Source organism: Streptomyces sp. SCSIO 30461 (assembly GCF_037023745.1).
Taxonomy (GTDB): Bacteria; Actinomycetota; Actinomycetes; order Streptomycetales; family Streptomycetaceae; genus Streptomyces.
The window spans coordinates 1,605,831-1,629,348 of the sequence record NZ_CP146101.1 but is presented as its reverse complement, the minus strand read 5'-3'; the positions used below and the strand labels follow the sequence as shown (position 1 = coordinate 1,629,348).

Sequence of the window (23,518 nt, the reverse complement as noted above, 5' to 3'; positions counted from 1 at the left end):
CGCTTGATGACGGTACCGACAGGCTTCCCGCAGACCGGGCACGCGTACTCGACCTCCGGGCTGCGGACGGTCCGACGCCCTTCGCTGCCCATGCGTTCCAGCATAGGTCGGCATGCTCAGGACGTACACCTGGTGTACGTGCGCACGAGCGCCCCGTTGCCGAACACGCGCACATCGTCCAGCGAGAAGTCGGTGGGCGAGAATCCGGAGCCGAACATCGGCATACCGGACCCGTACACCTGCGGATAGGTCTTGATCACAAGCTCGTCGATCTCATCGACCAACTCGCCAGCGATCTCCGAGCCACCGCACAACCAGATGCCGAGCCCCCCGTCTTCCGCCTTGAGCTCACGGACCGCGGCGACGAGGTCGCCTGACAGAATCCGCACATGGGGATCCGGGGACGTCTCAAGGGTGCGGGAGGCCACGTACTCGCGCAGATGGCCGTACGGGCTGGTCATCCCGGCGTCCAACCCAAGCTGATAGCTACCGCGGCCCTGGATCACCGTGTCGAAGCGCACGTTCTCCAGTCCGTCGAGTCCGAGCAGCCTGCGACCCTCGGCCGAAATGGTCTCCGGGTACTCCGCCTTGAGGAATTCCAGGAACTCGTCGTCGACGAAGGCGAACATGGACGAGGCATCGCCCTTCGGATCGCCGATGAAGCCGTCGATCGAGCAGGCGATGAAGTACGTGAGCTTACGCAAACCGGTTCCTCCTGTCACAACCACTACGCTTAGAGTGCTTCATATGTAGTGGTTAGTAAAGAGCGATTTCCGGACAGCCGGAGTGAAGAGGAGGTGGCCGCGACGGTGGCCAGAAACCCTGAGCGCAGGATCGCGCTGGTGGACGCCGCCATCGAGGTGCTGGCGCGGGAAGGAGCCCGCGGCCTCACCTTCCGGGCCGTGGACATCGAGGCCGGGGTACCGACGGGGACAGCGTCCAACTACTTCGCGAACCGCGATGACCTGTTCACCCAGGCGGGAGCCCGGATCCATGTGCGTATGGCCCCGGACCCCGCGGATGCGGACGCGGCGATGCGGCAGAGCCCGACCCGCGGGCTCTACGTCGATCTGATGCGATGGCTGCTGCGGCGCATGACGGCCGAGCGCACCGGCTATCTCGCCCTGCTGGAGATGCGCCTGGAGGCCACGCGGCGTCCCACACTGGCGGCCGAGCTGAACAAGGCGGTCCGTGCCGAGCTCGATGCCAACCGTCTGCTGCACCTCGGCTCGGGCCTGCCTGGCGACGCGGACGCGTTCCTCACCCTCTATCTGGCCATGACGGGGCTGATGCTGGAGCACTTCACACTGCCCGGAGTGCTCGCCGACCGGGAGCTCGACCAGCTCGTGGAGACCATGGTCAACCGGATCATCCCGGAGAGCTGACCGGGAGCACCGGCCCTCGGCGCTTCCCCGATGGGGTCCGTCAGCCTCCCGACGGGGCGGTGGCGGGCTCCCGCCACATGGGCCACATGCACGGGCCGTCCGGCAGCTCGATCTCGCGCCCCGTGAAAGCGAACCCGAGGCGCTCGTAGAGCCTGCTGCTACGGAGGCTGCTCGCCTCCAGATACGCGGGGACCCCCTCCCGGTCGCAACGCTCCAGCACCGGGGCGATCAGCGCGGTACCCAGCCCCTCGCCCTGGCGCTCCGGGGAAACGGCGATGAGCAGCAGGTACTCATGGGCCCGGTCGTGTGGATGGACCGCGCCGGTGAGCCGGCCGACCATCTCGGCGCGCTCGTTGTCCGGGTCCGCCACCTCACGCATCCGGGCCGGTGTGTCGTCGTCGGGGTCGGGCGGCCCCGCGGGCACCTGGAGCCAGAGGGCCACAGCCTTCCCGTCCACCGTCATGTCCACCCGCCCTTCGGCGAGTGCGGTGTCGAGGAAGATGCCCATGAACACGCCGTGCACCTTGCGGCGGTGGCTCTCGTCGGGGAAGACCCAGCTGCTCACCGGGTCGTGCATGAATGCCTCGTCCAGCAGGCGTGCCACCGCCTCACGGTCGCCCGCTCCGGCCTGCCTTACCCGTACGCCCATCTCCAGACCTCTCCGCGCTCGACCAACGGATCCGCAAGGATCCTAGGGTTGGGGCCGGAGCCAGGACTCCGGCCGTGGCGGAAAGCACCCTCAGCGGGTGCGCCGGGTGACGAACTCGGCGAGAGCCAGCAGATCACCGGCCGCCCCGAGGTCCGGCACCGCCCGGGACAACTGCTGCACCGCCCTTGCCATCCGGTCCGCCGCCTCCATCTGGGCCCAGTCTCGCCCCCCGGCCCGTTCGACCGCATCAGCGGCGCGGCGCACGGATTCCGTGTCCATGGGGCGCTTGTAGAGCTCAGCCAGCTCCCCTCCCGCCGCCGTGCCCGAGCTGAGGGCCGCGACCACCGGGAGCGATTTCTTGTGCGCCGCGAGGTCGGCCCCCGCGGGCTTGCCCGTGCGCTCAGGGTCGCCCCAGATCCCGATCAGATCGTCGATGAGCTGGAACGCCAGACCCGCCTCCCGTCCGAAGGCGTCCATGGCCGCGACCTCCTCCTCGCCGGCACCCGCGTAGATGGCGCCCAGGGCGCAGGAGCAGCCCAGCAAGGCTCCCGTCTTCGCCGTGGCCATGGCAAGGCACTCGTCGAGGGACACCTCGTGCGGATCGAGCTCCTCGAAGGCGCAGTCGGTCTGCTGTCCCGCACACAGCTCGATCACGCAGGCCGCGAGCCTGGCGGACGCCGCGGCGGCGGCCGGGTGCCGGTCCTCGGCGAGCAGCCGCAGGGCGAGGGCGAGCATGGCGTCACCGGCGATGATGGCGTCGGGCGTACCGAACACGGTCCATGCCGTGGGCCGGTGCCTGCGTGTGCGGTCCTCATCGATGACATCGTCGTGCAGCAGGGTGAAGTTGTGGGCGAGCTCGACCGCGGCGGCTGCCCGCACAGCGTGCTGGGCATCCCCGCCGAGCGCCTGGGCCGCGGCGAGCACCAGCGCGGGCCGGATGGCCTTGCCCGCCGAGCCTGCAGCCGGGCTTCCGTCGGCGCGCTCCCAGCCGAAGTGATACATGGCAATGCGCCGTATGGACCCGGGCAGCGACTCCACGGTGTCCCGCAGCCGCGGCGTGACGGCTGTCCTGGTGCGCTCCAGGAGTGCCGCGGCCTCCTGGCCTTCGGTGGCGGTGTCCGTACCGGTCATCGTCACGGTGTCTCCCTCTGCTGGGGGTCGGAGGTTGGGGCGCAGGTGGGGCGGGGGCGGCCGGTGGGCGGCTCGGCCGCCCCCGCGGGTGGGGGGTGTGGCTTGCGGTATCCGACTCAGCGGCGCAGTTCTGCGCCGGCGATGTCGGGAGTGGTTCGGCGGCACCCCGTAGGACGCGGGAGTCCACGCAGTACTCGGGCCGGGCCCGGCCTGAGCCGACCTGCCTGAGGCGCGCCGTCCGCCCGGAGAGCGGGGCTCGCGGCATCTGGTGCGTGCGATCGGAAGGCGGAGACTCATCCTCGTACTGGACGCACTTGGATGAGTCCGACAACGCAGCGAGTGTGCGTGCCAGGCGGCGCGAGCCAGGCGGGACTTCCGCAGTACGGCCTAGCGCCAGCGGCTCACCTCGACGTTCTCCAGCACACCCAGGGCGTCGGGAACCAGAACGGCAGCCGAGTAGTAGGCGGTGACCAGGTAGGAGATGATCGCCTGCTCGTCGATGCCCATGAAGCGCACCGACAGGCTCGGCTCGATCTCGTCGGGGATGCCGCTCTGCCGGAGCCCGACCACGCCCTGGTCGTCCTCGCCCGTACGCATACAGATGATGGAGGTCGTCCGGGCGTCCGAGATCGGGATCTTGTTGCAGGGGAAGATGGGCACACCACGCCATGCCGGGATACGGCTGCCGCCGATGTCCACGGTGTCCGGGTAGAGGCCCCGCTTGCTGCACTCGCGTCCGAAGGCGGCAATGGCACGCGGGTGTGCGAGGAAGAGCTTGGAGCCGCGCCGACGGGACAGCAGCTCGTCCAGGTCGTCGGGACCGGGCACCCCGTCGTGCGGCTGGAGCCGCTGATCGTAGTCGCAGTTCGCCAGGAGCCCGAACTCCCTGTTGTTGACGAGCTCGTCCTCCTGGCGCTCACGCAGCGCCTCCACCGTGAGCCGCAACTGCTGCTCGGTCTGGTTCATCGGCTGGTTGTAGAGGTCGGCAACCCTGCTGTGCACCTTCAGGACGGTCTGAGCGACACTCAGCTCGTATTCGCGGGGCGCCGCTTCATAGTCGACATAGGTATGCGGAACAACCGCCTCGCCGACATGCCCCGCCGACAGGTCGATGGCGGCCTCGCCGTACTTGTTGGTGCGCTGGTGCGGCAGGGACACCATCGACACCAGATGGGCGGCCAGCGTCTCGGACCGGTCGGCGAGGGTCAGCACATCCTGGCGGGTCAGCTGGAGCACCACACATGTGGTGGCTGCCCTGGCCGTGGAGTCCCAGACCGCGTCGCCGTCGACCAGCGACCGGTCACCGAGGTAGGAGCCGTCGGCCAGGACTCCGAGCACCGCCTCGTCGCCGTAGGGTCCGGTGCCGATCCGCTCCACGCGGCCATGGGCGATCAGGAACACCCGGTCCGCCGTCTCCCCCTTCGTGGCCAGCACCTCGCCCGGCGCGAACTCCCGCTGCCGGCATCGCTGCGCCAGCTCGGCCAGCACCGCCGCGTCCTCGAATCCCCGCAGCGAGGGAAGCTCCCCGAGTTCCGCCGGGATGACCTGCACCTGACCCCCGGTCTGGATGAAGGTGACCCTCCCGTCGCCCACGGAATAGCTGAGACGGCGGTTCACCCGGTACGTACCGCCCTGGACCTCGACCCACGGCAGCATCCGCAGCAGCCACCTGGAGGTGATCTCCTGCATCTGGGGCGCCGACTTGGTGGTGGTCGCCAGGTTCCTCGCGGCGGCCGTGCCAAGACTCTGCTGAGTCACCGCCGCGTCCTGGCCGCCGTCGCGGACCTCGCCACCAACCGAACCAACCGAACCGACCGACATGCGACTCCTCGCAATCAGAACAATCATGGTTTGACCTGCGAGAAGAAGCCTTCCATCACGGAGAGTGCGGCCGCCATTACACAAATGAGTGGGACTAGTCCCGCACCAGCGGGGCATGGCGGGGGCGTTTCCACCCGCCCGGCCCAGCCCGGAGGCGCAATCTGACGCGGGCGCGACAATGGCCAGGTGAACGCGATCGACCTCGGCAGTCTCCGACCCCGGCTCCCCTCCCCCCTGGAGCCGGTCGACGACGAGCGCTTCACCCGGCACGGCGTCAGGTTGCTGCTCAAGCGCGACGACCTGATCCACCCCGCCCTGCCGGGAAACAAGTGGCGCAAGCTCGCGCCGAATCTGACCGCCGCGGCCGGCCGGCCCATACTCACCTTCGGCGGGGCGTACTCGAACCATCTGCGCGCCACCGCCGCGGCGGGACGCCTGCTGGGCTTCCCGACCATCGGGATCGTCCGCGGCGAGGAACTCGCCGGCCGCCCCCTCAACCCCTCGCTGGCCCGCTGCGCGGCGGACGGCATGGTGCTGCGCTTCGTGGACCGGGCCACGTACCGCCGCAAGCACGAACCCGGCGTGCCGGCCTCCCTGGTCGAGCGATTCGGTATCGGGCAGGAAGGCGACGGCTGCTACGTCGTCCCCGAAGGCGGCAGCAACGCCCTTGCCGCCCAGGGCTGCACGGACCTGGGACGCGAACTGCGCGGTGCCACGGACGTGGTAGCCGTGGCCTGCGGTACGGGCGGGACACTCGCCGGACTGGCCGCCGGGCTGGCCCGCTCCGCGCAGGTGCCCGCGAAGAGACCCGCGAAAGCCCTGGGCATCCCCGTACTCCGGGGCGGGTTCCTGGCCGAGGCCGTCGCCTCCCTCCAGCGGCAGGCATTCGGCGGCCGGACGGGCGACTGGCGGCTGGACGACCGGTTCCACTTCGGTGGCTACGCACGGACCACTCCGGAGTTGGACGCCTTCGCCGCGGACTTCGAGCAGCGGCACGGGCTCCCCGTCGAGCGCCTCTACGTCGCCAAACTGCTCTACGCCCTTGTCACACTCACCGGCGAAGGCGCCTTCCCCTCCGGGACCACCGTGACCGCCGTGATCACGGGAAGCCCGGACCCGGCAGCGGCACGATCACCGGGAGAGGACGCTCAGTCCGCGCCCTCCCGGTAGGCGGCCGCCTCCTCCAGGTCCAGCCGCCGCAACAGGGTGCGCATCATCTCGTCATCGATCCGCCGCTCGTCGCGCAGCTGCACGAAGACCGCACGCTCGGCGTCGATCACCTCCCGCGCGAGCCGCCGGTAGGTGTCGTCGGCGGACTCCCCCGTGATGGGATTGCCCGCGCCCAGCCGCTCCCACACGGCGTTCCTGCGGCGCTCCAGCACCCCGCGCAGGCGGTCGGCGAGCGGGCCGGGAAGCGTGTTGCGTTCGTCGGCCAGCAACGCGTCGAGACGCTCCTCGGCCTTACGGGAAGCCTCGCTCTGCGCCTGGGCCTCGGCGAGGGTCTCGGCCTGTACGTCACGACCCGGCAGCCGCAGCGCCCGGATCAGCGGCGGAAGGGTGAGGCCCTGCACGACCAGGGTCCCGATGACCGTCGTGAAGGTCAGGAACAGCACCAGGTTGCGGGCGGGGAAGGGCTCCCCGCCGTGCACGGCGAGCGGGATCGAGAAGGCGATGGCCAGCGAGACCACGCCGCGCATCCCGGCCCAGCCCACGATCACGGGCGCCTTCCAGCTCACCCCGGGCTCACGCTGCCTGATCCGGCTCGACAGTGCCCTCGGCAGGAACGTGGCGGGGAAGACCCACACGTAGCGGATCACCACCACCATGACGAACACGGCGACGGCGTACCACATGGCCTGCCCCATGCTGTAGTCCCCGAGTCCCTGGACCACGTAGGGCAGTTGCAGTCCGATCAGCATGAAGACCGAGGTTTCCAGGAGGAAGGAGACCATCTTCCACACGGCCGCTTCCTGTAGCCGGGTGGCGAAGTCCACCTGCCAGGCACGATGCCCCAGGAAGAGCGCTACGACGACGACCGCGAGCACTCCGGACGCCCCGACCTGCTCGGCGGCGGCATAGGCGACGAAGGGGATGAGCAACGACAGGGTGTTCTGGAGCAGCGCTTCCTTCAGATGTGTGCGCAGCCAGTGGATCGGCACCATCAGGATCAGCCCGACCGCGATCCCGCCGACGGCCGCGAGCAGGAACTCGCCGACGGCCCCCGCCCAGGTCACCCCCTCGCCGATGGCAGCGGCCAGCGCCACCCGGTAGGCGGTGATCGCGGTGGCGTCGTTCACCAGGGACTCGCCCTGGAGGATCGTGGTGATGCGATGCGGCAGTCCGAGGCGACGGGCGATGGCGGTGGCCGCCACCGCGTCCGGGGGCGCCACGACGGCACCGAGCACCAACGCGGCGGGCAACGGCAGATCGGGCACCAGAAGATAGGCGAGATAGCCGACCGCGAGGGTCGCGAACAGCACGTAGCCCACGGACAGCAGGGCGATCGGCCGGATGTTGGCCCGGAGGTCGAGGTACGAGCTCTCCAGCGCGGCCGTGTGCAGCAGCGGAGGCAGCACCAGCGGCAGCACGATGTGCGGGTCGAGGGTGTACGACGGCACGCCTGGCACGTACGAGGCGGCCAGCCCCACGGTCACCAGCAACAGCGGCGGCGGCACCGGCGTTCTGCGGGCCGCCGCGGCGATCACCGCGCTCGCCGCGATCAGTGCCACCAGGGGCAGTGCGTCCATATCGGCGACCTCACGTCCGTCCCGCTCGTCGTAGTCTGGCAATCATGAGCGAGTGCCCCCATGTTCTCGACCTGCCGCGCCCCGAGCCCGCACAACTGAGCGATACCTGCCGGGAATGCCTGGTGGACGGAACGCACCCCGTACAGCTGCGACTCTGCCTGCACTGCGGGCATGTGGGCTGCTGCGACTCCTCGGTGAACCGGCATGCCACCCGGCACGCCGAAGAGGAGGGTCACCCGGTCATCCGGACCCTGGAACCCGGGGAGAGCTGGCGCTGGTGCCACACGGACGGTTCGATCGTCTGAGGTCTGGGTACGTCAACCCTCCGCCGGCTTATCTCAATTGGGCGACGCACACCTCTAGCCACTGTGCGTACCCATGGGCTTACCATGAGTGACAGCGTCGGGTAAGGGTCCGGCGACACGGCACCATGGATCGCGATAGCGTCGCCAGTCCAGGTAACCGACTGCGTACCGACGCGCAGCAACCGGCTCCGGGGCCGTCCCCCCGGAGCCTCGATCGACCTTGTGCCACTTTGGAGGTGAGGGTGTCCCAGATCGCAGGCGAGCCCGGGAACCAGGACTTCGTGGAAGTCCGGCTGCCGGCTGCGGGTGCCTACCTTTCCGTGCTGCGTACGGCCACCGCCGGACTCGCGGCACGCTTGGACTTCACCCTCGACGAGATCGAGGACCTGCGCATCGCGGTCGACGAGGCCTGCGCGATCCTGCTCCAGCAGGCCGTCCCGGGATCCGTCCTCAGCTGCGTCTTCCGGCTCGTCGACGACTCCCTGGAGGTCACGGTCTCGGCCCCGACCACCGACGGGCGCGCACCGGAGCGCGACACCTTCGCCTGGACGGTGCTCTCGGCACTGGCCGGCAAGGTCGACTCCTCCGTGGCCGACGACCGTACGGTGTCCATCAGCCTGTACAAACAGCGCGGCGCGGGACCCGGGCCGGCGTGAGCGACGGGGAAGGTCCGGTGCGGGACGAGGAGCGCGTTCCCGGTACGCCGCACGACGGACGTGCGGCCCCGGCGGATCCGGGGTACGCCCCAGCGGGCATCCCGGAGCAGCAGGCCAGGCCCCACCCGGCGGTGGACGGACATGACGGCGTGTCGGCGGTGCCGGAGGCGCCGGAGCAGGCGCAGGCTGGGGGTACCTCCCAGGCGAAGGACTGGGGGAGGGCGGCCCATATGAGCGAGCAGCACGAGCAGCACTCCGAGAACCACCCGGATCGCGCGGACGACCCGGCCCGGTCCGGCCCCGCCAGTCAGGCGGCCCGCACGGACGCCGGTCGCGCGCGCTCCGAGCCGAACACCCGGAGCGACGACCGAAGCGAGGCGCGGTCGATGTTCATCACCCTGCGGGGGCTGCCCGAGGGCTCCCCCGAGCGGGCGGAGCTGCGCAATCAGCTGGTTCGGATGCATCTGCCGCTGGTCGAGCACCTGGCCCGCCGGTTCCGCAACAGGGGCGAGCCCCTGGACGATCTGACACAGGTCGCCACCATCGGCCTGATCAAGTCGGTGGACCGGTTCGATCCGGAGCGGGGTGTCGAGTTCTCGACCTACGCCACGCCCACGGTCGTCGGTGAGATCAAGCGCCATTTCCGTGACAAGGGCTGGGCCGTCCGGGTGCCGAGGCGGCTCCAGGAGCTGCGGCTGTCGCTGACCACGGCGACGGCGGAGTTGTCGCAGCAGCACGGACGCTCACCGACCGTGCATGAGCTGGCCGAGCGGCTCGGCATCTCCGAAGAGGAGGTCCTGGAGGGGCTGGAGTCGGCCAACGCGTACTCCACGCTGTCTCTTGACGTGCCCGACACGGACGACGAGTCACCGGCGGTGGCCGACACCCTGGGCGCGGAGGACGAGGCGCTGGAAGGCGTCGAGTACCGGGAGTCGCTGAAGCCGCTGCTGGAGGATCTGCCACCGAGGGAGAAGCGGATCCTGCTGCTGCGGTTCTTCGGGAACATGACGCAGTCGCAGATCGCGCAGGAAGTCGGGATCTCGCAGATGCACGTGTCGCGACTGCTGGCACGGACGCTGGCGCAGCTGCGCGAGAAGCTCCTGGTCGAGGAGTGAGCGCTCGACTGGCGGCGGGGTCCGGTGCGTCTGAAGGCGCCCCGCGCCCGTAGGGGAGTCCGCCTCAGACCTCAAGGGCCGGTTGGGCAGGGAGCGCAAGGCCTCCTGCCGCGCCATCCGCAGCACTGGGCGGCGGCACAACGGCGGACGTCACCCGCGCCGGAGGCCCAGCTCATGGGTGGTCGAGGGGCTCAGCAGCAGGACCAGACCGGTCACCGCGACGGCCGCCAGCGCGATCCCGGCGGGGATCATCGCGCCGGAGGATCGAAGCAGTGTCCACGCGACGGGGAGAGCCATCAGCTGGGTGATGATCGCCGGACCGCGGCTCCAGCCGCGCCGCAGCAGCAGACCTCGTGCGGCCAGCAGCGGGATGACACCCAGGGCGATCAGCGTGGCCCCGCCCGATTCCGCCTGGGAGGTGCTCTCGGGGGTGCCCACGAACCCGCTCACCAGGAGATGGATTCCGCCGACGACGAGCGCCAGTGCCTCCAGCGCGCAGACGGCGGCCGCGGCGGTCAGCCTGGGCGGGCGGGGGCCGGGCACGGCGTCGGGTGACGGCTCGACGGACTGCTCGGGGGTCTGGTCAGCGCTGCTCACCCCTGCAGGGTAGCCCTCGGCCGCCGGGCCGGGGGCCGGGCGGGACCCGTACCCGCCGGCCGGGAGACCCGGCCGGTACACGCGGTACCCCCCGGTAGGTACCCTGGCGGCCATGCGCGCACTCCTTGTGGTCAATCCGGCAGCAACCACCACCAGTGCCCGCACACGTGACGTGCTGATCCACGCCCTCGCCAGCGAGATGAAACTGGAGGCCGTCACCACGGAGTACCGCGGCCACGCCCGCGACCTCGCCAGGCGCGCGGCGGAGTCCGCCGACATCGACCTGGTCGTGGCCCTCGGGGGCGACGGCACCGTCAACGAGGTCGTCAACGGGCTGCTGCACGCAGGCCCCGAACCGGACGCCCTCCCCCGGCTCGCCGTGGTCCCCGGCGGCTCCACCAATGTCTTCGCTCGGGCACTCGGGTTGCCCAACGATCCGGTGGAGGCGACCGGCGCCATTCTGGACGCGCTGAGCCTGCGCAGTGAGCGCACCATCGGACTCGGGCTGACGTCCGGCACGCCAGGTACGGACGACGAGGGGGCTCCGCCGCGCTGGTTCACCTTCTGCGCCGGATTCGGCTTCGATGCCGGAGTGGTCGGCCGGGTGGAACAGCAGCGCGAGCGCGGCAGGAAATCGACACACGCCCTCTACATACGCCAGGCGGCGCGCCACTTCCTGGACGACCCGCATCGCCGCCGTGGCGCGATCACCCTGGAGGGCCCCGGCATGGAGCCGGTGCGCGATCTCGCGCTGTCCATAGTCTGCAACACGTCCCCCTGGACCTACCTGGGCAATCGCCCGGTGTACGCGGCACCCGACGCATCGTTCGACACCGCCCTGGACGTCCTCGGACTGCAGCGGCTGTCGGCCCCCGCGCTGGCCCGCTACGCCACCCAGCTGCTCACTTCGACCCCGGAGCGCGGCCCTCGCGGCAAGCACGTGGTGTCACTTCACGATGTAGCGGAGTTCACCTTGCATTCGAAGGCTCCACTACCCTTCCAGATGGATGGTGACCATCTGGGCCTGCGCACGAGCGTGACGTTCACAGGCGTTCGCCGTGCACTGCGTGTGATTGTGTGAGTGGAAGACCCTGATCTCCTTACAGTCGAACGTTTAGACGCGGATCCACCCCATAGAAGTACGGCTGTGATCTAGTCGACACCAAGGAATCAAAAAAAACTTTCCGGAAGGGGTTGTATCCGCCGCCGAGGTTTGCGAATCTCTACGTGGCGATCGGGACAGCCCGCAGGATCGGCACCCAGAGAGCCAGAACCCCTCCTTATCTCAGGACCGCAACCAGTTCAGCTGGGCGTTGGCCCTTCCCGTGCGGAGGGATTCGTGAAAGCGTTCACATTCACAAGCAATCAGTATGTAATACCGAGAGAGGTAGCAGCCATGGACTGGCGTCACAACGCCGTTTGCCGCGAGGAAGACCCCGAGCTCTTCTTCCCCATCGGCAACACCGGTCCTGCGCTGCTGCAGATCGAGGAAGCCAAGGCCGTCTGCCGCCGCTGCCCCGTCATGGAGCAGTGCCTGCAGTGGGCGCTCGAGTCCGGCCAGGACTCCGGCGTCTGGGGTGGCCTCAGCGAGGACGAGCGGCGCGCGATGAAGCGCCGCGCTGCTCGTAACCGGGCGCGCAACGCCAGCGCCTGACCGCCACCGCTAAGAGCCTGAGGCCGGCGGCGCGTACGGCGAGTACGCATTCACCGCCCCCGAGCCGCAGCGCGCAGCAGTAACTCACAGCATTCGAGCCCCGGACCGTATCGATACGGTCCGGGGCTCGCTGCTGTGTCCGGGGGTCTGCGGAATGGTTACTTCTGGCTCTGCACGGGGATGTCGAGGACCACGTGCGTGCCACGCCCCGGCGCCGGCTTCATGTCGAAGGAGCCGCCGAGCTCTCCCTCCACCAGGGTTCTGACGATCTGGAGCCCGAGATTGCCGGCCCGCTGCGGGTCGAAGCCCTCGGGCAGTCCGCGGCCGTCGTCCTGCACGGTGATCAGCAACCGCTCGGCGCCGCGCGGTCCGCCGCGCACCGCCGTGACGTCGACCGTGCCCTGCTCCCCCGGCGCGAAGGCGTGTTCAAGAGCGTTCTGCACGACCTCGGTGAGCACCATCGAGAGGGGGGTGGCCACCTCGGCGTCGAGGATTCCGCAGCGACCGCTGCGACGGCAGACCACCTTGCCCGGGGCGATCTCGGCGACCATCGCGAGCACCCGGTCGGCGATCTCGTCGAACTCGACCCGCTCATCGAGGTTGTGGGACAGCGTCTCGTGCACGATCGCGATGGAGCCGACGCGGCGGACCGCCTCGTTGAGCGCCTCCTTTCCCCGCACCGAATCCATCCGGCGGGCCTGGAGACGCAGCAGGGCGGCCACCGTCTGGAGGTTGTTCTTGACCCGGTGGTGGATCTCCCGGATGGTGGCGTCCTTGGTGATCAACTCCCGCTCGCGTCGGCGGAGTTCGGTGACGTCCCGGAGGAGCACCAGGGAGCCGATACGGGCCCCCTTGGGCTTGAGCGGGATGGCCCGCAGCTGGATCACGCCGCCGTTGCCCTCGACTTCGGTCTCCCGGGGCGCATAGCCGCTGGCCAGCTTGACCAGGGCCTCGTCGACCGGTCCCCGGGACGGGGCGAGTTCCGCGGTGATCCTCCCGAGGTGCTGTCCGACCAGGTCGGCGGCGAGCCCGAGGCGGTGGTACGCGGAGAGCGCGTTGGGCGAGGCGTACTGCACGACCCCGTCGGCGTCGAGGCGGATCAGCCCGTCACCGGCGCGCGGGGACGCGTCCATGTCGACCTGCTGCTCGGGGAACGGGAAGGCACCCGCGGCGATCATCTGGGCCAGGTCGGATGCGGACTGAAGGTAGGTGAGCTCCAGCCGGCTCGGGGTGCGGACCGTGAGCAGATTGGTGTTCCTGGCGATCACGCCGAGGACCCGGCCCTCGCGCCGCACAGGGATGGACTCCACCCGGACCGGCACCTCCTCGCGCCACTCCGGGTCGCCCTCGCGGACGATACGGCCCTCGTCGAGCGCCGCGTCCAGCATCGGCCGGCGCCCGCGCGGAACCAGATGCCCCACCATGTCGTCCTGATAGGAGGTGGGCCCTGTGTTGGGGCGCATCTGGGCGACCGAGACATAGCGCGTGCCGTCCAGAGTGGGGACCCACAGGACCAGATCGGCGAAGGAGAGGTCGGAGAGCAGCTGCCACTCCGAGACCAGCAGATGCAGCCACTCGAGGTCTGATTCACTCAGAGCGGTGTGCTGGCGTACGAGATCGTTCATGGAGGGCACCTTGTGAGCGTACCCTCGGTGTGAACCGGTCCGATCGGGGCTCCGTGACGAAGGATGACCTCGGACTTCTCTCCGCGTGGATGTCTAGTCCACAATGAACGTCAAAGCCTCCGCCCTCCCCGCACAGGAGGGTGGACCCGGGTACCCGCGCTCTCTGCCCTGACTGCGCGGATGCCCCCCAACGGCCGTACGGGAACGCACACCCGTCGGCCGGGTAACTCCGGGCTGCGGTGCCGGACGGGTTGAGGGTCCCGTCCCGGCGCCGCGGCCCGCGGGTGTTTCTGCGCCTGGTTTCCGGGGACCCTTCTGATATATTGGTCTATACCAGATGGCTTTCGTATCCTCCGGCGATAGGCAGGCCCAGTGTGGAAGTCGTCATAGTCCCGGACGCCAAGGCGGGTGGCGAACTCGTCGCCCGGGGCATCGCGGATCTCCTGCGCCACAAACCTCACGCGCTACTCGGCGTGGCCACCGGGTCCACCCCGCTGCCTGTGTACGAGGCGCTCGCGGCGCTGGCGCGGACAGGGCGGGCGGACATGTCCCAGGTCCGGATCGCGCAGCTGGACGAGTACGTGGGCCTGCCCTCCGGGCACCCCGAGTCCTACCGCTCCGTCCTGCTGCGCGAGGTCGTCGGACCGCTGGGCCTGAGCCCCGAAGCCTTCATGGGGCCCGACGGTACGGCCGTCGACCTACCGACCGCCTGCGCGGCCTACGACTCGGCGCTCGCCGAGGCGGGTGGGGTGGACCTCCAGTTGCTCGGGATCGGCACGGACGGGCACATCGGGTTCAACGAACCGTGCTCGTCATTGGCGTCCCGTACGAGGATCAAGACGCTCACGCAACAGACCCTGGCGGACAACGCGCGTTTCTTCGACGGCGACGTCGATCAGGTGCCGCAGCATGTGATCACCCAGGGGATCGGCACCATCCTGGAAGCCCGGCACCTGGTACTGCTCGCCACCGGCAAGGGCAAGGCGGAAGCCGTCGCTTCGGCCGTGGAGGGGCCGGTGGCGGCGGTGTGCCCCGCCTCCGCGCTGCAGATGCATCCGCATGCGACGGTGGTGGTGGACGAGGCGGCGGCGGGCGGGCTGCGCCTGGCCGGGTACTTCCGCCACGCATACGCGAACAAGCCCGAATGGCAGGGGCTGTAGCACCGGCTCACGGTGTGCCCCGTGGGCACGGGGCATCACAGGCGCCTCGCGCCCTGGCTACAGCTGGCGCCGACCGCAGATCGCCTCCGCCGCCGCGACCCCGCACACGCGTGCCGCGCCCCGCGTCGCCACATGGAGGGCGCCGCGCGGCGGCGCCTGGTCGAGGCCCATCTCGACCACGATCGTGTCGGGACGGACGGACAGCAGGGCGTCGAGGGCGGACAGCATCCACGGGTGGCGGTGGGCGTCGCGGACCACCGCGACCACGCGCCGGTCGCCCGCCGCCCGCAGCACCTCGGCCGTCGGGGCGGACGCGGCATAGGTGTCCGTGCGGGTGCCGGGAAACACACGGGCCAGTTCGGCGGCGATGCCCCAGGGAGTCTCGTCGCCCACCGCGATATTGGCCACCGGGGTGAAGGCCGCCACATAGGGCGCGGACACAAGGGGCTCAGGCCGCGGCCCCCGGGTCACCCGTACCGCACGGCGCGCCGCGGCGAGGCCGATCGGATCGGGGCGCGGTGCGGCAGAGCTCTTCTCGGTGCCGGGCGCGGTCCCCTCCTGTGAAGCCGCGCCCGGCTCCGATGCCGCCCCCCTGGCCCCCCTGGTCCAGTCCGCGAGCGCGCGCACGCGCGCAGCCGCGTCGGCCAGTCGTTCCTCGGGCAGCTCGCCCTCCCGTACCGCGGTGACGAGCGCGTCGCGCAGCCGCAGCACGGTGTCCTCGTCGGCCAGGCCGCCGCCGACACAGATCGCGTCGGCACCGGCGGCGATCGCGAGGACACTGCCGCGCTCGATCCCGTAGGTCGCGGCGATGGCCTTCATCTCCATACCGTCGGTGACGATCAGGCCTTCGTAGCCCAGCTCCTGACGCAGCAGATCGGTGAGGATCCGCGGGCTCAGGGTCGCCGGGTGATCGGGGTCGAGCGCGGGTAGCAGGATATGCGCGCTCATGACCGACTTGGAACCCACTTCGATCGCCGAATAGAAAGGCAGCAGCTCACGGGAGCGCAAAGTGGCCGAATCCACATCGATCCGAGGCAGTGCGTGGTGCGAATCGACCGAGGTGTCCCCGTGTCCGGGGAAGTGCTTGGCGCACGCGGCCACGCCGGCGGACTGCAAGCCCTGGACATAGGCGGCCGTGTGCCGGGCGACGAGGGACGGGCAGGAGCCGAAGGAACGCACCCCGATCACGGGATTGTCCGGGTTCGAATTGACGTCGGCCGACGGCGCCCAGTTCAGGTCCACCCCGCAGGCGGCGAGCCGCCGTCCGAGCGCCGCGGCCACCTGTCCGGTGAGCTCGGTGTCGTCCACGCACCCGAGGGCGTAGTTGCCGGGGAAGGACGAGCCGGTACCGACTTCCAGCCGGGTGACGTCCCCGCCCTCCTCGTCGATGGCGACGAGTACGTCGTCGCGTTCGGCCCTCAGCCGGGCCGTGAGGGCGGTGAGCTGAGCGGGTGAAGCGATGTTGCGGCCGAACAGTCCCACGGCGGCGAGGCCCTCGCTGATCCGGCGCAGCAGCCAGTCAGGCGCGGTGGTGCCGGTGAAGCCGGGCTGGAGCACGGCCAGGGCGTCACGGGTGAGTGTGTCGGCTCGGTGCGCGAACGTGGTCATGGGCGACGTCATCCCTTCACCGCGCCGGCCGTCAGGCCCGCGGCCATCTTGCGCTGGACGAGGAGGAAGAGGATCACGATGGGGACGGCCATCATCGTGGCGCCGGCCATCATCGGGGCGTATTCGGTGCCGTGTTTGGTGGTGAAGTTGCCGAGCCAGACGGTGGCGGTCTGGTTCTGCTGGCTCATGAGCATCAGGGCGTACAGATACTCGTTCCACGCCTGGATGAACGCGTACACGGATGTCGCCACCATGCCCGGTGCCAGCAGCGGGAAGACCACCCTGAGGAAGGCGCCCGCACGGGTGCAGCCGTCGACCATCGCGGCCTCCTCGAGTTCCCTGGGGATGTTGACGATGAAGCCGCGCAACGTCCACACGGTGAAGGGGAGGACGAAGGTCAGATACGTGATGATCAGGCCGGTCAGCCTGTCGTACTGACCGAGGTCGTTCAGCAGTAGGAAGACCGGGATGATCATGGCGACCAGCGGCACCATCTGGACGGCCAGGATGCCGACGATCACGACCTTCCGGCCGCGGAAGGCGAACCGCGAGATCGCGAGCGCGGCGAGCATGCCGACCACGATCCCGATGGCGACCACGGCCAGCGACACGACGAGGCTGCGTCCGACCGGGCCCCAGAAGTCGGCCACGTCCAGCGCCCGGGAGAAATTCTCGGCTGTCGGTGTCCCGGGGAAGAAGTGCGGGTCCGGGTCGATGGCGTCCCTGGCCGGCTTGAAGGCCGTGTTGAGCATCCAGTAGACGGGAAAGCCGGCGGTGGCGAACACCAGCAGGCCCAGCAGGTTCCAGCCGAGCCTGCCCCGGGCCTTGCCCGGCTTCCCTGCGGCACGCACGGCGGTGCGATCGGTCTGTTCGGACACGGCACTCACTCGGCTTCTCCGATCCTGAGCATCTGTCGCATGTACACCGCGACCACACCGAGCAGCAGAAGCACGGTGACCAGCGCGATCGCCGAACCGCCGCCGTAGTCGTTGACCACGAAGGCCTTGTCGTACGAGTACGTCGTCAGCACTTGGAACTCGGCCTCGGGGTGGCCGCCCCGCATCACGAACACCTGGGGGAACACGCCCATGTCCCAGATCACCGAGAGCGTCGTCAGCATCACGATGATCGGTTTGAGAACCGGGAGGGTGACGTAGCGGAAGACGCCCCACGCCCCGGCGCCGTCGAGGCGGGCGGCCTCTTCCAACTCCCTCGGCACCTGGGTGAGTCCGGCGCTCAGCGTGATGGCCACGAAGGGCACGGCTCCCCAGACGACCAGAAGCATGATGACGGTGAGGCCCTCGGGACCGCCGGCGAACCAGTTGTGCCCGCTCATGTCGACCCCGGGAAGCCGGCTGAGCAGCCAGTTCAGCACGCCGTAATCGGTGTCGAACAGCCATTTGAAGATCGCGGTGGCGACGATGACGGGCATGCCCCAGCTCGCCACCAGCGCGATGTTGATCAGCGTCCTGACCCAGCCCGAGACCCGCTGGAGCAGCAGTGCGATCAGCATCCCGAGCACCATGGTCAGCACCACCGCGCCGGCGGCGAAGACCACTGTGCGGACGACCACCGACCAGAACTCGCCGTCGCCGAGGATCCTGGTGAAATTGCCGAAGCCCACCGACTCGGGTTCCTGGAAGCCCCACAGCTGCGGCTGGCCGAACTTCTGGAACGAGAGCGTGACCAGCCGGGCCAGCGGATAGCCGAGTACGAGCAGCAGGACGAGCAGACAGGGGGCGAGCAGCGCCCACGGCAGCCCGGCTCCGCCGCCCCCGCGACGCCGACGTCGCACTCCCCGCTGTCCCTGCCCGCCACGCCCCCTGGCCGTCTGCCCGGTGCCCGGCGGTGCCGGTGGCCTCGCGGGGGAAACCTTGGCGGTGGATGTGTCTGCGGCACTCATCAGCGCTCCTCAGCGATGCGTTGCCTCAACGCGTACAGGAGCAGGGCTCCTTCGCCCGGCCGGTGTGCCGGTCGGCCGAAGGAGCCCTGCCGGGGCGGCGGTCACTTGGTGTTGATGACCTTGTCGATCGCCTCGTCCGCCGCCTTCGCTGCCTCCTCGACCGACTTCTTGCCGGTGCCGATCTCCTGGAGCATCGTCTTGAGGATCTGGGCCTTCTCGACCTGGCCCCAGCCCGGCGCCATCGGGACGAACCAGCTGGACTCGGCGGCAATGGCCGGAACCGCCGTCTTGGGGTCGCTCTTGAGTGGGGCGAGGTCCGCCTTGTTGTTGGGCAGATTGCCCTTGGCGACCAAGCCCTTCTGTCCCTGGGCGCCGGTGAAGGCGTTGATCCACTCGACGGCCACGGCCTGCGCGTCGGACTTCACCGGGATGGCGAGGTCGGAGCCGCCCAGGAAGACGGGGAGGTTGCCGCCGGACGGTCCCGGCATGACGAAGTTCTCCAGGTTGCCCTTGAGTTTGCCGGTCTTGTCGTTCTTCGGGTCCTCGGCGGTCGCGCCTTCCCAGGCCGCTCCGAAGATCATCCCGGCATTGCCCTGGCCGTACACGATGTAGCGGTCGGACTCGTCCTTGGTCTTGTCGGCCTTCATATAGGTGTCGAGCACCTTCTTGTACTCGTTCAGGCCCTTGAGGGACTCGGGCGAGGAGAGGCCGGCCTTCCACCGGTCGCCCTCCTGCTCGGCGATGGCGCCGCCCGCGTCGTAGACGAAGGACATCGCCGCGTACCAATCGGGCGAAGGCTGGTACCAGGCACTGAACTTGGGGCCCTTCTCCGCCTGGATCCGGTCCAGGGCCGCGGTCAGCTCCGCGTACGTCTTCGGCGGGGCCTTCACTCCGGCTTCGGCGGCGACGTCCTTGCGCCAGTTGCCCACTCGGCCGCCGGCGTAGTACGGCACGCCGTACGTCTTGCCCCCGTAGCTGACGGACTCCTTGAGGCCGTCGAGCCAGGCGTCCGACTGTTCGAACTGCTTGGGGTCGATCTCGGCGAAGGCCCCGTTGACCACATAGCCGAGCATCTCGGTGTTGCCCATCTCGACCACGTCGGGGGCCTTGTCGGTGGCGAGGACGGCGTCAAGCTTGGCGTTCTTGTCGGGCCAGCCGTAGAACTCGTGCTTGATGGTGAGGCCGGGGTGCTTCCTGACGACCGCGTCGTCGGCCGCCTTGACCAGCTCGGGCCAGTTGTTCTGGGCATCGACGGTCAGCCAGACGGTGAGTTCCTTGACGTCGGCGCCGGCCTTGTCCCCGCCCTTGCCGCCTTCGGAACCGCACGCGGCTATGCCGACCACCATGCCCGCGACACCGATCGCCGCGATGAGCTTGCGCTTCACGCCACCCTCCTCAGGGATGCTGCAACCCCCACATGGCCCTATTGGTTTAGACCAGTAAGCGGAGCTTGGCCTAGACCTTTAGGGGTGTCAAGGGTGTATAAGAAGGGCTGTCGCGTCCGTTACCGGACCGACATCTGAGGGAGGGCGACGACCCGTCACCGGACCGTGCCACCATGTGATCCGCAACCAACGGAGGAGCCGGTGACGGCAGCAGCACACGAGTCGGGAAGGCGGGCCATGGCCACGGACGGGGGCGGCACGGAGACCGAGAACGGAACGGCGGCCCGGTCGGCCCGGGTGCCCAAGTACTACCGGCTCAAGAAGCATCTGCTCGATATGACGGAAACGATGCCGCCCGGCACACCCGTACCCCCCGAGCGCACACTCGCCATCGAGTTCGACACCTCGCGCACCACCGTGCGCCAGGCCCTCCAGGAGCTGGTGGTCGAAGGCCGCCTCGAACGCATCCAGGGCAAGGGGACGTTCGTCGCCAAGCCCAAGGTCTCCCAGGCCCTCCAGCTCACCTCGTACACCGAGGACATGAAGGCGCAGGGCCTCGAGCCCACCTCCCAGCTGCTCGACATCGGCTATGTCAACGCCGATGACTCGCTCGCCGGACTGCTCGACATCGCACCGGGCGGGCGGGTGCTGCGGATCGAGCGGCTGCGGCTGGCGAGCGGGGAGCCGATGGCGATCGAGACGACACACCTGTCGGCGAAGCGCTTCCCCGCGCTGCGCAGGTCACTGGTCAAGTACACCTCGCTCTACACGGCGCTCGCCGAGGTGTACGACGTGCATCTCGCCGAGGCCGAGGAGACCATCGAGACCTCGCTGGCCACCCCGCGCGAGGCGGGACTGCTGGGTACGGACGTGGGCCTGCCGATGCTGATGCTGTCACGGCATTCCCTGGACAGGGACGGCGAACCGGTCGAATGGGTGCGGTCGGTGTACCGAGGCGACCGCTACAAGTTCGTGGCGCGCCTCAAGCGCCCCCAAACGGACTGACACCCCGGACGCCTGCGCGACGAACGGTCGGCTACAGGCGCTGAGCGGCCGGTTCCGGCCGTTCAGCGGCCGTGCCGACCGCCCGGCGATTGACTGTCCGATATCCGGAACACAGGGTTCCCACACGCGAGTCCATCCCCTAGATTTCGTGCGCCACAGCAGCTCAGCGCCGGCAGCCCAGCTGCTCGGCGACTCGGCTGACCAGCGAGGCAACCGAGGGAACGGAGTCGCTCATGTCCGAAGTATCAGCGGGGAGCAGACCGGCCGTCACACCGGCACGGGTGGTGGTGGCCCTCTGTCTTATCGCGCCGTTCGTCGCGATGCTCTGGGTCGGTTCGTACGCGAGGACCGACCCCGCGTTCGCCGGAATCCCCTTCTTCTACTGGTATCAGATGCTCTGGGTGCTCATCTCGACCGCCCTGACGATGGTCGCGTACCAGCTGTGGAAGCGTGACCAGCGCGCAAGGCGCGAGCAGCGGACTCCCCGCCGCGAGCAGGATCAGGAAGGGATGTCGCTGTGAAGGACGGTGTCAACGGCGTCGCACTCGCCGTCTTCGTCTTCTTCTTCCTGGCCGTCACGGTCATGGGCTTCCTGGCCTCACGCTGGCGCCGGGCGGAGAACGAGAACAGCCTGGACGAATGGGGCCTGGGCGGACGCTCGTTCGGCACCTGGGTGACCTGGTTCCTGCTCGGCGGCGACCTCTACACCGCCTACACCTTCGTCGCCGTGCCCGCGGCCATCTACGCGGCGGGCGCGGCGGGCTTCTTCGCGGTGCCTTACACCATCCTGGTCTATCCGCTGATCTTCACGTTCCTGCCCCGCCTGTGGTCGGTCTCGCACCGGCACGGCTATGTGACGACATCGGACTTCGTCCGCGGACGCTTCGGCTCCAAGGGCCTCTCACTGGCGGTGGCTCTCACCGGCATTCTCGCGACCATGCCGTACATCGCGCTCCAGCTCGTCGGCATTCAGGCCGTACTGGACGTGATGGGCGTGGGCGGCGGCGAGAACACCCACTGGTTCATCAAGGACCTGCCGCTGTTGATCGCCTTCGGCGTGCTCGCGGCGTACACCTACTCGTCCGGTCTACGGGCGCCCGCGCTGATCGCGTTCGTGAAGGACACTCTCATCTATCTGGTGATCGCGGTGGCCATCATCTACATCCCCATCAAATTGGGTGGCTTCGGCGAGATCTTCGCCACGGCTGGTGACGCGCTCTCTCAGACCAATCCCAAGACGGACAAGCCCTTCGGCGCGTTGGTGCCGGGCGAGATGGGCCACTGGGGCTACGCCACGCTGGCACTCGGGTCCGCACTGGCGCTGTTCATGTATCCGCACTCGATCACCGCCACGCTGTCCTCGCGCAGCCGTGAGGTGATCCGCCGGAACACGACCATACTGCCCCTCTACTCGCTGATGCTTGGACTGCTCGCCCTGCTCGGGTTCATGGCGATCGCGGCCGGGGTCAAGGTGGCCAACGGGCAGCTCGCCATTCCGCAGCTGTTCGAGAACATGTTCCCCGACTGGTTCGCGGGGGTGGCGTTCGCGGCCATCGGCATCGGTGCACTGGTGCCCGCCGCGATCATGTCGATCGCCGCGGCGAATCTGTTCACCCGGAACATCTACAAGGACTTCCTGAAACCGGACGCGACCCCGGAACAGGAGACCCGGGTCTCGAAGCTGGTGTCGCTGCTGGTGAAGGTGGGCGCCCTGGTGTTCGTGCTCACCATGGACAAGACGGTCGCCATCAACTTCCAACTGCTGGGCGGCATCTGGATCCTCCAGACCTTCCCTGCCCTGGTCGGCGGGCTGTTCACCCGCTGGTTCCACCGCTGGGCGCTGCTCGCGGGCTGGGCCGTCGGAATGCTCTACGGCACGATGGCGGCGTACGGGGTCGCGAGCCCGACCCAGAAGCACTTCGGTGGCTCGTCCGCCGAGATCCCGGGCATCGGCGAGATCGGTTACATCGGCCTGACGGCGTTCGTGCTCAATGTGCTGGTGACGGTGGTCCTCACCTTCGTACTGCGCGCCGCCAAGGCCCCGGACGGTGTGGACGAGACCTCCCCCGAGGACTACACGGCGGACGCGGGTGACCCTGGGGTCGAGACGGAAGCCCCGAAACTGACCGCCGCGACCCACTGACCCGTCTGACGGCGTCTGGCCGCCGCCCTCGAAGGGGCGGCGGCCAGACGTCGTTATCCGGTGCGCTTCCCCCCGCCATGTGCGGGACACTGCCCGGATGGACGTGATCATCAGACTGGTGGAACCGCAGGAGTACAGCGGCCTCGGGGAGCTCACCGCACAGACCTATCTGGACGACGGACTACTGGCCTTCGGGAAGGACGACCCCTATCTCCCGGTGCTGCGCGACACGGCGGGGAGGGCGGCGCAGTCCGATGTGTTGGTCGCCGTCGACGGCTCGGGGCGGATCCTCGGCGGAGTGGCGTTCACATTGGGAGCGAGGCCCTACGCCGATGTCGCACGCGAAGACGAGGCCGAGTTCCGGATGCTCGTCGTCGCCACCGAAGCCCGCAAGCGGGGTATCGGAGAGGCTCTCGTCATGGCATGCCTCGAACGGGCCCGCGCTGTCGACGGCTGCCACCGGCTGGTGCTGTCGACCGATCAGCAGATGCACGCCGCACACCGCATCTACGAGCGCATGGGCTTCGTGCGAACCCCCGATCGGGACTGGTCGCCCTTCGCGGAACTGGACCCGCTGCTGACGTACGCGCTTGAGCTCTGAGAACCGGCACTTCGGGGTAAGACACCCA

23 protein-coding genes are annotated in these 23,518 nt (G+C 69.2%); 12 read left to right on the top strand and 11 right to left on the bottom strand.

All coding sequences use genetic code 11. The annotated features are described in order from the left end of the window. Nucleotides 1-116: 116 nt before the first annotated feature. The gene (locus V1460_RS07480) at nt 117-704 is read right to left on the bottom strand and encodes a dihydrofolate reductase family protein (protein ID WP_338672887.1); all 588 of its coding nucleotides are present in this window, start codon (nt 702-704) and stop codon (nt 117-119) included. A gap of 105 nt (nt 705-809) precedes the next feature. Here V1460_RS07480 and V1460_RS07475 point away from each other — a divergent pair, with 105 nt between their 5' ends. Continuing rightward, nucleotides 810-1,385 (top strand): TetR family transcriptional regulator, encoded by a 576-nt coding sequence (locus V1460_RS07475; protein ID WP_338672885.1) that lies wholly within the window; start codon nt 810-812, stop codon nt 1,383-1,385. Between the two features lie 40 nt (nt 1,386-1,425). On the opposite strand, the gene V1460_RS07470 is transcribed toward V1460_RS07475, so the two are convergent. The 3 genes from V1460_RS07470 to V1460_RS07460 form a co-directional block, all read right to left on the bottom strand. Next, nucleotides 1,426-2,034 carry a GNAT family N-acetyltransferase gene (locus tag V1460_RS07470; protein WP_338672884.1) on the bottom strand — a complete coding sequence of 203 codons (609 nt, stop codon included), beginning with the start codon at nt 2,032-2,034 and terminating at the stop codon, nt 1,426-1,428. A 90-nt stretch (nt 2,035-2,124) separates the two neighbouring features. Beyond that, nucleotides 2,125-3,165 (bottom strand): family 2 encapsulin nanocompartment cargo protein polyprenyl transferase, encoded by a 1,041-nt coding sequence (locus V1460_RS07465; protein WP_338677943.1) that lies wholly within the window; start codon nt 3,163-3,165, stop codon nt 2,125-2,127. Nucleotides 3,166-3,552: 387 nt separating this feature from the next. Continuing rightward, nucleotides 3,553-4,986 (bottom strand): family 2B encapsulin nanocompartment shell protein, encoded by a 1,434-nt coding sequence (locus tag V1460_RS07460; RefSeq protein WP_338672883.1) that lies wholly within the window; start codon nt 4,984-4,986, stop codon nt 3,553-3,555. 186 nt (nt 4,987-5,172) lie between these two features. Here V1460_RS07460 and V1460_RS07455 point away from each other — a divergent pair, with 186 nt between their 5' ends. Continuing rightward, complete coding sequence (locus V1460_RS07455) at nt 5,173-6,156, top strand: pyridoxal-phosphate dependent enzyme (RefSeq protein WP_338672882.1); 984 nt, start codon at nt 5,173-5,175, stop codon at nt 6,154-6,156. Here the strand turns inward: V1460_RS07455 and V1460_RS07450 are convergent. Continuing rightward, entirely contained in the window at nt 6,135-7,733 is a 1,599-nt protein-coding gene (locus V1460_RS07450) for a Na+/H+ antiporter (RefSeq protein WP_338677942.1), read from the bottom strand. The two genes, V1460_RS07455 and V1460_RS07450, sit on opposite strands and share 22 nt — an antisense overlap. 44 nt (nt 7,734-7,777) lie before the next feature. Here V1460_RS07450 and V1460_RS07445 point away from each other — a divergent pair, with 44 nt between their 5' ends. From V1460_RS07445 to V1460_RS07435, 3 genes are all read left to right on the top strand, one after another. Further along, on the top strand, nt 7,778-8,038 hold the full coding sequence (locus V1460_RS07445; protein ID WP_338672881.1) for a UBP-type zinc finger domain-containing protein: 261 nt from the start codon (nt 7,778-7,780) through the stop codon (nt 8,036-8,038). 242 nt (nt 8,039-8,280) lie between these two features. Then, entirely contained in the window at nt 8,281-8,694 is a 414-nt protein-coding gene (locus V1460_RS07440) for an anti-sigma regulatory factor (protein ID WP_067163834.1), read from the top strand. After that, a complete protein-coding gene (locus V1460_RS07435; RefSeq protein ID WP_338672880.1) occupies nt 8,691-9,809 on the top strand; it encodes a SigB/SigF/SigG family RNA polymerase sigma factor in 1,119 nt (372 codons plus the stop codon). The genes V1460_RS07440 and V1460_RS07435 overlap by 4 nt, the downstream gene beginning before the upstream one ends. A 150-nt stretch (nt 9,810-9,959) precedes the next feature. Here the strand turns inward: V1460_RS07435 and V1460_RS07430 are convergent, their stop codons facing one another. Further along, nucleotides 9,960-10,406 (bottom strand): hypothetical protein, encoded by a 447-nt coding sequence (locus V1460_RS07430; RefSeq protein ID WP_407077418.1) that lies wholly within the window; start codon nt 10,404-10,406, stop codon nt 9,960-9,962. A gap of 112 nt (nt 10,407-10,518) precedes the next feature. On the opposite strand from V1460_RS07430, the gene V1460_RS07425 reads away from it, so the two are divergent. Further along, entirely contained in the window at nt 10,519-11,487 is a 969-nt protein-coding gene (locus V1460_RS07425; protein ID WP_338672879.1) for a diacylglycerol kinase family protein, read from the top strand. A gap of 315 nt (nt 11,488-11,802) precedes the next feature. Next, nucleotides 11,803-12,060 carry a WhiB family transcriptional regulator gene (locus V1460_RS07420; protein ID WP_003953983.1) on the top strand — a complete coding sequence of 86 codons (258 nt, stop codon included), beginning with the start codon at nt 11,803-11,805 and terminating at the stop codon, nt 12,058-12,060. Between the two features lie 158 nt (nt 12,061-12,218). Here V1460_RS07420 and V1460_RS07415 read toward each other — a convergent pair whose 3' ends face one another. Beyond that, complete coding sequence (locus V1460_RS07415; protein ID WP_338672878.1) at nt 12,219-13,685, bottom strand: PAS domain-containing sensor histidine kinase; 1,467 nt, start codon at nt 13,683-13,685, stop codon at nt 12,219-12,221. 374 nt (nt 13,686-14,059) lie between these two features. Here V1460_RS07415 and nagB point away from each other — a divergent pair, with 374 nt between their 5' ends. Then, nucleotides 14,060-14,845 (top strand): glucosamine-6-phosphate deaminase, encoded by a 786-nt coding sequence (nagB, locus tag V1460_RS07410; protein ID WP_338672877.1) that lies wholly within the window; start codon nt 14,060-14,062, stop codon nt 14,843-14,845. A 57-nt stretch (nt 14,846-14,902) separates the two neighbouring features. On the opposite strand, the gene V1460_RS07405 is transcribed toward nagB, so the two are convergent. The 4 genes from V1460_RS07405 to V1460_RS07390 all read right to left on the bottom strand — a co-directional run bounded on the left by V1460_RS07405 (nt 14,903) and on the right by V1460_RS07390 (nt 19,741). Continuing rightward, nucleotides 14,903-16,453, bottom strand: a complete 1,551-nt coding sequence (locus tag V1460_RS07405) for a glycoside hydrolase family 3 protein (protein ID WP_338672876.1) — start codon at nt 16,451-16,453, stop codon at nt 14,903-14,905. Between the two features lie 8 nt (nt 16,454-16,461). Continuing rightward, nucleotides 16,462-17,304, bottom strand: coding sequence for a carbohydrate ABC transporter permease (locus V1460_RS07400; protein WP_338677940.1), 843 nt, complete (start codon nt 17,302-17,304; stop codon nt 16,462-16,464). 32 nt (nt 17,305-17,336) lie between these two features. Then, nucleotides 17,337-18,356 (bottom strand): sugar ABC transporter permease, encoded by a 1,020-nt coding sequence (locus tag V1460_RS07395; RefSeq protein WP_338672875.1) that lies wholly within the window; start codon nt 18,354-18,356, stop codon nt 17,337-17,339. 101 nt (nt 18,357-18,457) lie between these two features. Further along, on the bottom strand, nt 18,458-19,741 hold the full coding sequence (locus V1460_RS07390; RefSeq protein WP_338672874.1) for an extracellular solute-binding protein: 1,284 nt from the start codon (nt 19,739-19,741) through the stop codon (nt 18,458-18,460). A 237-nt stretch (nt 19,742-19,978) separates the two neighbouring features. Here V1460_RS07390 and V1460_RS07385 point away from each other — a divergent pair, with 237 nt between their 5' ends. The 4 genes from V1460_RS07385 to V1460_RS07370 all read left to right on the top strand — a co-directional run bounded on the left by V1460_RS07385 (nt 19,979) and on the right by V1460_RS07370 (nt 23,490). Next, nucleotides 19,979-20,746 (top strand): GntR family transcriptional regulator, encoded by a 768-nt coding sequence (locus V1460_RS07385; protein ID WP_338677939.1) that lies wholly within the window; start codon nt 19,979-19,981, stop codon nt 20,744-20,746. Between the two features lie 233 nt (nt 20,747-20,979). Beyond that, nucleotides 20,980-21,267: a DUF3311 domain-containing protein gene (locus V1460_RS07380; protein ID WP_338672873.1), complete on the top strand. Its 288-nt coding sequence runs from the start codon at nt 20,980-20,982 to the stop codon at nt 21,265-21,267. Beyond that, the gene (gene mctP / locus V1460_RS07375) at nt 21,264-22,889 is read left to right on the top strand and encodes a monocarboxylate uptake permease MctP (RefSeq protein ID WP_338672872.1); all 1,626 of its coding nucleotides are present in this window, start codon (nt 21,264-21,266) and stop codon (nt 22,887-22,889) included. Before V1460_RS07380 ends, mctP begins: the two co-directional genes overlap by 4 nt. Before the next feature lie 97 nt (nt 22,890-22,986). After that, the gene (locus V1460_RS07370; protein WP_338672871.1) at nt 22,987-23,490 is read left to right on the top strand and encodes a GNAT family N-acetyltransferase; all 504 of its coding nucleotides are present in this window, start codon (nt 22,987-22,989) and stop codon (nt 23,488-23,490) included. Nucleotides 23,491-23,518: the final 28 nt, after the last annotated feature.